The sequence below is a fragment of the Pseudonocardia sp. ICBG162 genome, from assembly GCF_020496225.1.
Classification (GTDB): Bacteria; Actinomycetota; Actinomycetes; order Mycobacteriales; family Pseudonocardiaceae; genus Pseudonocardia; species Pseudonocardia alni.
Window position 1 is genome coordinate 303,796 of record NZ_JAHLJD010000013.1, and the last position, 12,231, is coordinate 316,026.

Genomic DNA, 12,231 nt, shown 5'->3' on the forward strand with positions numbered 1-12,231 from the left:
GTGTCCGGGCCGTACCGCGTGCGGCCGTCGGAATCGTGCACGACCCGTTCCGACGGGGTAATGCACTGCGCTGCCCGACGGATGACGATTCCGAACGGTACCCGCAGTGCTGCGCCGTTCGGGGTAACCGTTCGCCGATCGCGTTTTCCGCGTTCTGGTCATAAATCGTCAACTGGATCATCATGGCCTGATCGTCGCGCCTGATGCGGCGGTCCGCGGGGGCATCCGCGGAGGGGATGAGGAGGGCCGATGGCCGAGCTCAAGAAGGGCGCCCGGATCACCGGGACGCAGCGGGGCAAACTCGCTGCCGACCTGAAGAAGAAGTACGAGAAGGGCGCCAGCATCCGTTCGCTGGCCGAGCAGACCGGGCGGTCGTACGGATTCGTCCACCGGGTCCTGTCCGAGACGGGTGTGACGCTGCGCGGGCGCGGCGGCGCCACCCGTACCAAGAAGAAGTAGTCCTCTCGTCGGCGCCGCCGACCGGGTCGAGAAGCGAGCCCGGGGCGGCGTCGTCGTGTGTCCGGGGTGCGTCGTGGGGCGCCGCGCGCGGGACCACCGCGCCCGCCCGCCGTACGCGCCGTAACGTGAACCCTCGCCGTCCACCACCGGCGAAGGGGAACACCGTTGGATCGCCCGCTCACCCTGATGCGCGGGGTCATCCGGGGGGCGGACTCGACGTCCATCCGCCGTGGCTCCATCGCGCCGGGCACCTGGCCCCGGATCTGGGGCTTCGTCCGGCCCTACCGCCGCTGGCTGCTGTCCTACCTGGCCCTGACCACCGTCACCGCGGTCATCGGGGTCGCGACACCGGTGCTGGCCGGGCGCGTGGTCAACACGATCGTCGCGGCGAACGAGCTGCCCGACGCCGCCCGCGTCGTGATGGTGATCGCCGGGGCGATCGCCGGGATGGCCGTCCTGGAGGCGGTGGTCGGGCTCGCCGGCCGCTGGTTCTCCGCGCGGCTCGGCGAGGGCCTCATCGAGGACCTGCGGGTCGCGGTGTTCCGCCACGTCCAGTCGATGCCGCTGGCGTTCTTCTCCCGCACCCGGACCGGGGCGCTGGTCAGCAGGCTCAACAACGACGTGATCGGCGCCCAGACCGCCATCACCGGCACCCTGTCCACGGTGCTGTCCAACAGCATCCAGCTCGTGCTGGCCATCGCGGTCATGATCGGTCTGGCCTGGCAGGTCACCGTGCTGGCGATGCTGCTGCTGCCGGTGTTCGTGCTCCCGGCCCGGCGGATGGGGACCTGGCTCGCCGAGCTGCGCCGCGAGGCCGCCGAGCTCAACGCCACCATGGGCAACCAGATGACCGAGCGCTTCTCCGCGCCCGGCGCCACCCTGGTGAAGCTGTTCGGCGACCCCGACTCCGAGGCCGCCGTCTTCCGCGGCCAGGTGTCGCGGGTGCGCGACATCGGTGTCCGGTCGGCGATGGTGTCGCGGCTGTTCGTCACCGCGCTGCAGCTGGTGTCGGCGCTGGCCCAGGCCATGATCTACGGCCTCGGCGGCTACCTCGCGGTGACCGGGGCGATCCCGGCGGGCACCGTCGTCGCGCTCGGGCTGCTGCTGACCCGGCTCTACACCCCGATGACGGCGCTGGCCAACGCCCGCGTCGACGTGATGACCGCGCTGGTCGCCTTCGAGCGGGTCTTCGAGGTGCTCGACCTGCGCCCGATGCTGACCGAGCGGCCCGACCCGGCCGCGCTGCCCGACGGCCCCGTCGACGTCGCCCTGCGCGGGGTCCGGTTCACCTACCCCAGCGCCACCGACGTCTCCCTGGCCTCGCTGGAGGAGGTCGCGGTGCTCGACCAGCGGGTCAACGCCGAGGTGCTGCACGGCGTCGACCTGCACGTGCACGGCGGCGGGCTGCTCGCCCTGGTCGGGTCGTCCGGGGCCGGGAAGTCCACGCTCGCCTCCCTGGTCCCACGTCTCTACGACGTCGACGCCGGCTCGGTCGAGCTGTCCGGGGTGGACGTGCGGGACCTGTCGTTCGCCACGCTGCGCGGGGCCGTCGGCATGGTCACCCAGGACGGGCACCTGTTCCACGACACCATCGCCGGGAACCTGCGCTACGCCTCGCCCGCCGCCACCGACGACGAGATGGTCGACGCGCTGCGCCGCGCCCGGCTCGGCGACCTGCTCGACACGCTGCCCGACGGCCTCGACACCGTGGTGGGGGAGCGCGGCTACCGCCTGTCCGGCGGCGAGCGCCAGCGCCTGACCATCGCCCGGCTGCTGCTGGCCCGCCCGCGGGTGGTGATCCTCGACGAGGCCACCGCCCACCTCGACTCCGAGTCCGAGGCCGCGGTGCAGGAGGCACTGGCCGAGGCGCTGGTCGGGCGGACCGCGATCGTCATCGCGCACCGGCTGTCCACCGTGCGGGCGGCCGACCGGATCGCGGTGCTGGAGGGCGGGCAGGTCGTCGAGTCCGGCACCCACGACGAGCTGCTGGCCGCCGACGGCCGCTACGCCACGCTCTACCGCACCCAGTTCCTCCCGGCGGCGACGACCGCGGGCTGAGCTACTCCGCGGGCACCTGCTCCACCGCCGCGGCGGCACGGCGCGGCGCCGGGACGGGACGGGCGGCGCGTCGGATCCGGCGCCGTCGCCACCACCAGGTCCACAGGCCCGACCCGACCAGGTAGACCGACACGCTGCCGGCGGCGAACCACAGGGCCCGTGCCCACCACGGGACGAGGTAGCCGAAGTGGACGCCGTAGTTGCCCGACTCCCACAGCCACTCCGGCCACGGCTGGCCGGGGCCGCCGTCGTAGAGGGCGGCGCGGCCGGTGTGCGGGTCGACGGCCACGTCGCTCTCGGAGAAGGTCCGGACACCGCCGTAGCGGGCGGGAGCGACCCCGTCCTGGAAGCCGACCAGGTAGTGGTCCTGGTCGGGCCCCGGTGGTATGACGAACACGAGTTCCTGGCCGGGCAGGACCGTGCGGGCCGCGGCGAGCGCCGCGTCGGGACCGATGTCGGGTGCGCCCTCGGGGGCCGCGTCGGCGGTGAAGGAGTGCTCGGGGGCGACCCCGCCGGTGACGGCGTACCAGGCGTCGCCGACGAACGGCAGCGCGTACCCGGCACCGGTCACCGCCCAGACGACGATCAGCGGCAGCGCCAGCACCGCGCCGACGTCGTGCAGGTCCCGGTGCGCCCGGTAGGCGCCGCGGTCGAGGCGCGGCCGCATCTTCGTCCGCAGCGCCCGCAGGAACCGACCCATCGACGGCCACCACGCGACCGTGCCGCTGAGGGTGAGCAGGAGCAGGGCCAGTCCGAGCACACCCAGCACCAGCCCGCCCCAGGTCAGCTCGTCGGCCCCGGGGACCGTCACGTTCAGGGCGGCGACGTAGCCGGGGTAGGTCTCGCAGCTGAGCCCGCAGTCGTGCAGGTTGAGCAGCACGCCCCAGAAGCCGCCGTCGGGCTCGGCGGTGCCCAGCAGGTTCCCGGTACCGGGGTCGATGTAGGCGGCCCGGTGGTAGTCGGCGTCCCAGATCTGCCACACACCCTCGACGGACGCCGCGTAGGAGGTGCTGAACTGCGGGAGCGCGCGGTGCAGCGCGGCCAGCGCCTCGGCCGGGCCCGCGGCCACCGTGCCCGCGGTGGCGGCGAACAGCTCCGGGTGGGTGAGGGCGAAGATCTCGGGCCGGTAGAGCAGCAGGGTCCCCGAGGCGAGCTGGAAGACCAGCACGGCGGCGACCAGCAGCCCGAGCCAGCGGTGCAGCGCGGCACTCCAGCGGCGCGTCGCGCTCCCGGCGCGTGCCGCGCGCCTGTTCCTGCCCCGTCGTCCCACGGTTCCTCCCGCTCACTCGTCCGGGCGAGAGAGAAGACGACGCAGAGTATGCAGTCAAGGCTTACAAGAGGACAGGCTAACCTCAATCAGGACGTCGCGGGTGTCGCGGGACGAACCGCCGCCCGCCGTCCCACCGGATGGGACGGCGCTCAGGCCCGGCCCGCCAGCGGGTCCGCCACCTCGGCGCCGGGCTCGGCCACCGCGGCGACCGCGGCGAACAGCAGCGCGACGCCGACCGCGCCGGGGTCCGGCGCGCCCTTCGCACGCTCGCCGACGTAGGACGCGCGACCGTGCCGGGCCGCGAGCTCCGCGGTCCGCTCGGCGCCGTCGAGGGCCGCGGCCGCCGCGGCGGCGTACCCCGAACGGTCGAGCGCGGTCACGGCCGGGGCCAGCGCGTCGACCATCGTCCGGTCGCCCACCTCGGCCTCGCCGACCCGCTGGATCGCGGTCAGCCCGGCCCGGGCGCCCGCGGCGAACGCGGCGGTGTCGGCCGAACCGTAGGACAGAGCGCGGGCGATCTCGGAGAACAGCAGGCCCAGCAGCGGGCCGCTGGTGCCGCCGACCTCGTCGAGGAAGACCTCGCCGAGCGCGCCGAACCCGCGCTGCGGTCCGCGGTCGGCCAGTGCGACGGCCAACCGGACCCCGGCGCGGAGGTTGTCGCCGTAGTCGCCGTCGCCGGAGTGCTGGTCGAGGTCGGTGAGCACGCCGTGGCCGTCCTCGACGGCCCGGGCGAAGCGGGCCAGCACGGCGTCCTGGTCGAGGGGGTGGCCGGTCATGAGGTCTCCGTCCGGGGGAAGGCGGCCGTCTGCGCCGGCGCGGCCCACAGGCCCGTCCACTCCGGGCGCATCCGGGTCAGGGTGAGCGAGAACCCGGCCATGTCCAGGGCGGGCACGAACGTGCCGACGAGCAGGCCCACCCGCTCCAGCCCGCGCGCCTCCAGCCCGGCGGCGGCCAGCTCGGCGAGCACGTAGAGCTCCAGCAGTGCCGTGCCCCCCATGCCGTTGACGACCAGGACGACCTGGTCGGGGCCGTCGGGCAGGCCCGCGACGACCTCGTCGAGCATCCGGTCGACGAGCTCCTCGGTGGGCGGCCGGTCGACCGAGCGCCGGGCCCGCTCGCCGTGGATGCCGACGCCGTAGTCGAGCTGCCCGTCGAGGGCGAACGCGGGCTCCCCGGTGCGCATCGAGGTCTGCGCGCGGGAGGCGACGGCGAGGCTGCGCGAGGCGGCGGCGACGTCCGCACCGAGCGTCGCGAGCTCGGCCAGCCCGGCGCCGGTGTCCGCGGCGGCGCCGAGGATCTTCTCGACGACGACGGTCGCCCCGGTCCCGCGCCGCCCGGTCGCGGTGTCGAGCCCGTCGGTGGCCAGGTCGTCGTCGACGAGCACCCGGGCGACGTCGACGCCCTCCATCCGCAGCCGCTCGGCGGCGATGCCGAAGTTGATCCGGTCGCCGGTGTAGTTCTTCACGACGTGGACCACCCCGTCCGGGCCCGCGGCGGCCCGGGACGCGTGCAGCACGGCCTTGTTGTGCGGGGAGGTGAACACCGGGCCGGGGGCGACGGCGTCGAGCATCCCGCGGCCGAGGAACCCGGCGTGCAGCGGCTCGTGGCCGGAACCCCCGCCGGAGACCAGCCCGACCCGCCTGCCGGGCGCCCGGTGACGCGCGACCAGGTGGATCGGGTCCTCGTGCAGCGCGACGAGGTCGGCGTGGGCCCGGGCGAACCCGCGGACGGCGGCCGGGACGGGGTCGTCGCCCGCCGGGTGGAAGGGGAACGGCATGGCGCCGATCATGCTGGCCGTGGGCGGTCAGCGCATCAACGGCGCGCGGACGGCGTTCTCCACGAGGTCGAGCACCGGGCCGAGGTCGTCGGCGGGCAGTCCCATCGCCAGGTGCGAGACCAGCCCCTCCAGCACCAGCTCCAGGTACTGGGCGAGCACCGGGACCGGCACGTCGTCGCGCAGCGCGCCGGCCGCGGCCTGGCGTTCCAGCCGGGCCCGGGTCGCGGCGGTCAGCGCGCCGGAGTGCTCCTGCCAGCGGGCCCGGAACTCCGGCTCGGTGCGCAGCCGTCGGGAGACCTCCAGCCGGGTGCCCAGCCAGCTGCGGTCCGAGCCGCCGCGCAGCAGGTCGCGCATGACCTGCACCAGGCCCTGCTCGGCGACGACGTCGGCCATCCGGGTGGCGTCCTGCTCGGCCAGGGCCAGGAACAGCGCCTCCTTGTCCCGGAAGTAGTGGAAGATCGCGCCACGGGACAGCCCGGTGTACTCCTCGAGCCGCCGGACGGTGGCGCCCTCGTAGCCGTGGTCGGCGAAGCAGGTCCGGGCACCGGTGAGGATCTGCTGCCGGCGGGCGGCGAGCTGGTCGGTGCTGACGCGGGGCATGCACCCCAGTATTCCGTACGCTTGTCCTGCATGTGTGGACGGTCGTGTCGCCGGTCACCCGCGGTGCCGACGACCACGATTTCATCGCGTGCGGGTGTCACACGGCGGGGGTAGCGTCGACGTGGTGACCCTGGACGACCAGAGCACCGACGGTGTGCTCCGCAGCGTGGGGGAGGCCGAGGCCTACGTGGCCTCGGTCTGCTTCAAACACGGCCCCCCGACCCTGGCCGGTGTCGAGATCGAATGGATGCTCCACCGACCCGGTCGACCGGCCGACCCGGTCGACCTCGACGCCGTGCGTGCCGCTCTCGGCCCGCACTGCCCGGCCTCCCTGGACCCCGCCTCGCACGCGGCCCCGCTCCCCGCGGGCGGCACCGTGACCGTCGAGCCGGGCGGCCAGATCGAGATCTCCAGCGCTCCCGCGGACTCGCTCGAGGCCCTCCTCGGCGCCCTCGGCGCCGACTCCGCCCACCTCCACGGACTGCTCGCCGAGCACGACCTGCGCCCGCATGCCCGCGCCGCCGACCCGGTCCGGCCCGCCCGGCGGCTGCTGGACCTGCCGCGCTACGCGGCCATGGAGTGCGTGTTCGACGGTGTCGGCCCGCACGGACGCAGCGGCATGTGCTCCACCGCCGCCGTGCAGGTCTGCCTCGACGCCGGCCCGGCCGCCGGGATCGCCGACCGCTGGGCGGCCCTGCACGAGCTGGGCCCGGTGCTCGTCGCGGCGTTCGCGAACTCGCCGGTCCAGCACGGCAGGCGCACCGGCTGGAAGTCCTCCCGCCAGGCGTGCTGGCTCAGCCTCGACCCGGCCCGCACCGCCCCGCCGCCCATCCCGGCGCCGGGGCAGGACGTCGCGGGCGCCTGGGCCCGCCGGGTGCTGCACACCCCGCTGCTGTGCGTGCGCGGCACCGGGACCTGGTCGGTGCCGACCGGGGTCACCTTCGCCGACTGGGTGTCCGGCCGCGCCCGCGGCGGGGTCCTCGACCGGCCGCCGACACTGGCCGACCTCGACTACCACGTCTCGACCCTGTTCCCGCCGGTCCGCCCGCACGGGCACCTCGAGGTGCGCTACGTCGACGGCCAGGCCGGCGACGACTGGGCGCTGCCGACCGCGGTGCTGCTGGCGCTCACCTCCTCCGGCGCGGTCGTCGACCGGGTCCGGGAGCTGTGCGAGCCGGTCCGCGACGAGTGGGTCGCCGCCGCCCGCGACGGGCTGGAGCACCCCGGTCTCGCCGCCGCGGCCGCCGGGCTGTTCCCGCTGGCCTGCGACGTGCTGGCCGCCGCGGACCACCCGCTGACCACCGTGCCGGGGCCGGTGCTGGACCGGCTGCGCGAGGTCACCGGACAGCGGGTGCTGCGCGGGCGCTGCCCCGCCGACGACACCGACCCCGCCGAGCAGGGGGCGGGCCCGACCGCCGACCCGTTCCCGCCGGGGCTCCACCTGGGCTCCGCCGTGCCCGGCGCGCCCGCCGCACGTGAGGGGACCGGTCGAGGACCCGGCCGGTCCGCCGTCGACACCGCCGACCAGGCTGCTCAGGAGGACGTGGCATGACCGCCGATCCCGCCGTTCCCGCCGGACCGCTGACCGGCCCCGCGACCCCGGGGGAGAGCCCGGAGACGATGCGTACCCGCGTCGCCGCCCTGCTGGGCCGCTCCCGCGACCGCAGCACCGCGCTCACCGCCCTCGACGACGGCGAGCTGGCCGCCCAGCACTCGCCGCTGATGTCGCCGCTGGTCTGGGACCTCGCGCACATCGGGTCGATGGAGGAGCTGTGGCTCGTCCGCGACGTGGGCGGCCGCGAGCCGCTGCGCCCGGAGATCGACGGCCTCTACGACGCGTTCCAGCACTCCCGTTCCTCACGGGTCGAGCTGCCGCTGCTCACCCCGGCCGAGGCCCGCGGCTACGTCGCCGAGGTGCGGGACAAGGCGCTCGACGCGCTGCACCGCAGCCCGCTGCGCGGTCGCCCGCTGGAGGCCGAGGGCTTCGCGTTCGGGATGATCGTGCAGCACGAGCAGCAGCACGACGAGACCATGCTCGCCACCCACCAGCTGCGCTCCGGGGGGCCGGTGCTCGACGCCGCCCCGCCGCCCCGCCCGGCCGGTGCGGTCGACCCGTCCGCGGAGGTGCTCGTCCCGGCGGGCCCGTTCGAGATGGGCACCTCGGCCGAGCCGTGGGCGCTGGACAACGAGCGGCCCGCGCACGTCGTGGACCTGCCCGCGTTCCGGATCGACGTCCACCCGGTGACCAACGGCGCGTTCGCGGCGTTCGTCGACGCGGGCGGCTACGACGACCCGCGGCTGTGGACCGACGCCGGGTGGGCGCACCGCACCGAGGAGGGGCTGGTCGCACCGCGGTTCTGGTCCCGCGACAGCGACGGCACCTGGTGGCGGCGCCGGTTCGGCGTCGTCGAGCGGGTGCCCGACGACGAGCCCGTCGTGCACGTGTCCTTCCACGAGGCGCAGGCCTACGCCCGCTGGGCCGGCAAGCGGCTGCCCACCGAGGCGGAGTGGGAGAAGGCCGCCCGCTTCGACCCGGCGACCGGCCGCTCGCGGCGCTTCCCCTGGGGCGACGACGAGCCGCGCGCCGAGCACGCCAACCTCGGGCAGCGGCACCTGCAGCCCGCCCCGATCGGCTCCTACCCGGCGGGGGCGTCCGCGCTGGGGGTGCAACAGATGGTCGGCGACGTCTGGGAGTGGTGCGACTCCGGCTGGCACCCCTACCCGGGGTTCACCGTGTTCCCCTACCCCGAGTACTCCGAGGTCTTCTTCGGCGGGGACTACGCCGTCCTGCGCGGCGGTTCCTTCGGCACCGACCCGGCCGCGATCCGGGCGACGTTCCGCAACTGGGACCACCCGATCCGACGGCAGATCTTCGCCGGGTTCCGGCTGGTCCGCGACGCCGGTGTGTAGGCACCTCGCGTACCTGGGGGAGCCGGCCACACTGGCGTCGCTGGTCCTGGAGCCGGAGCACGGGCTGCTCGCGCAGTCCTACGCCCCGGCCGACATGCGCGGCGGCGGCTCGATCAACGCCGACGGCCACGGCACCGGCTGGTACCCGCCCGGTGCCACGACGCCGGTGCGGGTCCGCTCGGCGTCGCCGCTGTGGGCCGACACCTCCTACGCCGCGCTGGCCGGGGCGACGACGTCGGGCGCCGTGCTCGCCGCCGTCCGCTCGGCGACGGTCGGGATGCCGGTGACGGCGACCGCCGCCGCCCCCTTCACCGACGGGCGGTGGCTGTTCAGCCACAACGGCGTCGTCCGCGGCTGGCCGGACTCCCTCGCGGCCGCCGCGGCGGCGCTGCCCGTCACCGACCTGATGACCCTCGACGCCCCCACCGACGCCGCGCTGCTGTGGGCGGTGGTCCGGCGCGGTCTCGCCGACGGCGCCGACCCCGCCGACCTGCTGGCCAGGGTCTGCGTCGACACCGAGCGGAGCGCACCCGGCTCGAGGCTGAACCTGCTGCTGACCGACGGCACGACGATCTGGGCCACGGCCTGGCGGCACGCACTCGCCGTCCGGGCCGGATCGGCGGGCGTCACCGTCGCCTCCGAACCCACCGATGTGTTCCCCGACTGGACACAGGTGCCCGACCGGCACCTGGTGGTGGCCCGACCGGGCCATCACGAGAGTCATGACCTAGGAGCTCCGTGAGCACTCCCGGCGCCATCCAGCTGGACGTCCACCTCTCCGACACCGATGCCGGCACCGCGCTGCGGTCCGACGTGACGCGCGGGCTCGCCGCGTCACCGAAGGAGCTGCCGCCCAAGTGGTTCTACGACGCCCGGGGGTCCGAGCTGTTCGAGCGGATCACCGAGCTGCCCGAGTACTACCCGTTCCGCACCGAGCGGGCGCTGCTCGCCGACTCCGTGGACGACATCGCCCGGTCCTCCGGCGCCGACACCGTCGTCGAGCTGGGGTCCGGGTCGTCGACCAAGACCCGGCTGCTGCTCGACGCGTTCGCCCGTGCCGGGACGCTGCGCCGCTACGTGCCCCAGGACGTCAGCGAGTCCGCCCTGCGCGGCGCCATCGACGAGCTGCACCGCGACTACCCGGAGCTGGAGCTGCACGGCGTGGTCGGCGACTTCACCCGCGACCTGGACCGGCTGCCCGGCGCCGAGCCCGGCGGGAAGCGGATGATCGCCTTCCTCGGCGGGACCATCGGCAACCTGATGCCCGGCCCGCGCCACGACTTCCTCCGCCACGTCCGTTCGGTGCTCCGGCCCGGTGAGCAGCTCCTGCTCGGCACCGGCCTGGCCACCGACCCGGCCGTGATGGTCCCCGCCTACGACGACGCAGCCGGGGTCACCGCGGAGTTCAACCGCAACGTGCTGCACGTGCTCAACCGCGAGCTCGACGCGACCTTCGACGTCGAGGCGTTCGACCACGTCGCCGTCTGGGACGCGGAGAACTCCTGGATCGAGATGCGGCTGCGCGCCACCCGCGACATGCGGGTCCGGATCGCCGACCTCGACCTCGACGTCGCGTTCGCCGCGGGGGAGGAGCTCGCCACCGAGATCTCGGCGAAGTTCACCCCCGCGACGGTCGACGCGTTCGCCGCCGCCGCCGGGTTCGCCACGACGCGGCGCTGGGTCGACCCCGACGCGCGGTTCGCGCTGACGCTGCTCACCGCCGCCTGAGGTCCGGCGGTGCTGCGCCGGCGGGGCGCAGCACCGCCGACGGCGTGGTCCCGGTCTCCCGGCGGAACGCCGCGACGAACGCCGAGGGCGTCGCGTAGCCGACCTGCCGGGCGACCACGCCGACCGGGTGGCCCGCGGCCAGCTGCTCCAGCGCGACCCGCATCCGCAGCAGCGTCCGCCACCGGCCCGGACCCACCCCGGTCTCGGCGCGGAACAGCCGGGACAGGGTGCGTTCCCCCGCCCCGACGGCCCGGCCCCAGGCCGCGGTGTCCCGGTCGTCGGAGGGGTCGTCGAGCAGGGCCAGGGCGACCCGGCGGGCCCGCGGGTCGGTGGGCAGGACGAGGCGGACCGCCGCGCCGGGCCCGCCGGCGTCGCGGGCCGGGCGGAGCCGGTCGAACAGCACCGCCTCGGCCCGGGCCCGCTCGGGCGTCGCGGGTCCCGGCCCGGCCAGGTGTTCCAGCAGGGCGGCGACCAGCGGCTCGACCGCGAGCACGCACGGCGTGGGCCAGTCGATCGGGCAGCGGCCGGGCCACAGGTAGATCCCGCGCATCGCCGCGGTCTCGGTGGCGGCCGTGACGTGCGGGACCCCGGCCGGCAGCCACAGCGCCCGTCCGGGGCCGAGGACCCAGCTGGTGTCGGCGACGGTGACCCGCAGGACCCCGGCCGCCGCCCAGGCGAGCTGGTGGGCCGGGTGGGTGTGCTCGGCGAACGCGTGCCCGCGGTCGAGCGGGATGCGGGAGACCAGCACCGCGGCGCCCGGCACGTCGGGGACGTGCGCGGGCAGGCCGGAACGCGACACGATGCGGCAGCCTAACGGCTCCCGGCCACCGCGGGTGGCGCCTAGCGTCGCGGGCATGGCGATGAACGCGCTGCACCGACGGATCTGCCGCTCCGACTCCTGGGCCGACCGGATGCACGGGACGACGCTGCCCTGGGCCGTCCGCGACGTCGACCTCACCGGCGAGGTCCTGGAGATCGGCCCCGGCTACGGCGTCACCACCCGCTGGCTCGCGCCGCGCACGGGGCCGCTGACCGCGCTGGAGGTCGACCCGGAGCTGGCCGCGGAGCTGCGGGCGGGCATCGGGGGTGAGTTCGGCGTCGACGTCCGGCACGGCGACGGCGCCGCCCTGCCCTTCCCGGACGGCAGCTTCGACGCCGTCGTCTGCTTCACGATGCTCCACCACGTCCCGACGCCCGGCGAGCAGGACCGGCTCTTCGCCGAGGCCGCGCGGGTACTGCGTCCGGGCGGGACGTTCGCCGGCATCGACTCCCGGATGTCGCTGCGGTTCCGGACGATCCACATCGGGGACACCCTGACCGCGGTCGATCCGGCGACGCTGCCGCGGCGGCTCGGGGCGGCCGGGCTCGCGCGGCCGGAGACCGAGCTGGGTGCGCGGTCGTTCCGGTTCCGGGCCGGCCGCGGCTAGGG

General features: G+C 75.5%; 12 protein-coding genes. 7 read left to right on the top strand and 5 right to left on the bottom strand.

Annotated features, from left to right (window positions below; genetic code table 11):
• The first annotated feature begins 249 nt into the window (after positions 1-249).
• Positions 250-459 carry a helix-turn-helix domain-containing protein gene (locus KPL60_RS04750; protein WP_010240451.1) on the top strand — a complete coding sequence of 70 codons (210 nt, stop codon included), beginning with the start codon at positions 250-252 and terminating at the stop codon, positions 457-459.
• A gap of 186 nt (positions 460-645) precedes the next feature.
• Positions 646-2,517: an ABC transporter ATP-binding protein gene (locus KPL60_RS04755; RefSeq protein WP_226366030.1), complete on the top strand. Its 1,872-nt coding sequence runs from the start codon at positions 646-648 to the stop codon at positions 2,515-2,517.
• Between the two features lies 1 nt (position 2,518).
• Here the strand turns inward: KPL60_RS04755 and KPL60_RS04760 are convergent, their stop codons facing one another.
• The 4 genes from KPL60_RS04760 to KPL60_RS04775 form a co-directional block, all read right to left on the bottom strand.
• The gene (locus tag KPL60_RS04760; protein WP_226365020.1) at positions 2,519-3,787 is read right to left on the bottom strand and encodes a PepSY domain-containing protein; all 1,269 of its coding nucleotides are present in this window, start codon (positions 3,785-3,787) and stop codon (positions 2,519-2,521) included.
• A 149-nt stretch (positions 3,788-3,936) separates the two neighbouring features.
• Positions 3,937-4,563 (bottom strand): DAK2 domain-containing protein, encoded by a 627-nt coding sequence (locus tag KPL60_RS04765; RefSeq protein WP_226365021.1) that lies wholly within the window; start codon positions 4,561-4,563, stop codon positions 3,937-3,939.
• Positions 4,560-5,564 (bottom strand): dihydroxyacetone kinase subunit DhaK, encoded by a 1,005-nt coding sequence (locus tag KPL60_RS04770; protein WP_226365022.1) that lies wholly within the window; start codon positions 5,562-5,564, stop codon positions 4,560-4,562. Before KPL60_RS04770 ends, KPL60_RS04765 begins: the two co-directional genes overlap by 4 nt.
• Before the next feature lie 27 nt (positions 5,565-5,591).
• A complete protein-coding gene (locus KPL60_RS04775; RefSeq protein WP_226357288.1) occupies positions 5,592-6,164 on the bottom strand; it encodes a TetR/AcrR family transcriptional regulator in 573 nt (190 codons plus the stop codon).
• A 124-nt stretch (positions 6,165-6,288) separates the two neighbouring features.
• On the opposite strand from KPL60_RS04775, the gene egtA reads away from it, so the two are divergent.
• The 4 genes from egtA to egtD all read left to right on the top strand — a co-directional run bounded on the left by egtA (position 6,289) and on the right by egtD (position 10,802).
• Complete coding sequence (gene egtA / locus KPL60_RS04780; protein ID WP_226357287.1) at positions 6,289-7,716, top strand: ergothioneine biosynthesis glutamate--cysteine ligase EgtA; 1,428 nt, start codon at positions 6,289-6,291, stop codon at positions 7,714-7,716.
• A 68-nt stretch (positions 7,717-7,784) separates the two neighbouring features.
• Positions 7,785-9,074, top strand: a complete 1,290-nt coding sequence (gene egtB, locus KPL60_RS04785) for an ergothioneine biosynthesis protein EgtB (protein WP_374228654.1) — start codon at positions 7,785-7,787, stop codon at positions 9,072-9,074.
• On the top strand, positions 9,067-9,816 hold the full coding sequence (egtC, locus tag KPL60_RS04790; protein WP_226365024.1) for an ergothioneine biosynthesis protein EgtC: 750 nt from the start codon (positions 9,067-9,069) through the stop codon (positions 9,814-9,816). The genes egtB and egtC overlap by 8 nt, the downstream gene beginning before the upstream one ends.
• Positions 9,813-10,802 carry an L-histidine N(alpha)-methyltransferase gene (gene egtD, locus KPL60_RS04795; RefSeq protein WP_083474117.1) on the top strand — a complete coding sequence of 330 codons (990 nt, stop codon included), beginning with the start codon at positions 9,813-9,815 and terminating at the stop codon, positions 10,800-10,802. The genes egtC and egtD overlap by 4 nt, the downstream gene beginning before the upstream one ends.
• Here egtD and KPL60_RS04800 read toward each other — a convergent pair.
• Positions 10,789-11,601 (bottom strand): helix-turn-helix domain-containing protein, encoded by an 813-nt coding sequence (locus KPL60_RS04800; RefSeq protein ID WP_226365025.1) that lies wholly within the window; start codon positions 11,599-11,601, stop codon positions 10,789-10,791. The two genes, egtD and KPL60_RS04800, sit on opposite strands and share 14 nt — an antisense overlap.
• A 55-nt stretch (positions 11,602-11,656) precedes the next feature.
• Between KPL60_RS04800 and KPL60_RS34235 the strand changes: the two genes are divergently transcribed.
• Positions 11,657-12,229, top strand: coding sequence for a class I SAM-dependent methyltransferase (locus tag KPL60_RS34235; RefSeq protein WP_062395349.1), 573 nt, complete (start codon positions 11,657-11,659; stop codon positions 12,227-12,229).
• The last annotated feature ends 2 nt before the right edge of the window (positions 12,230-12,231 follow it).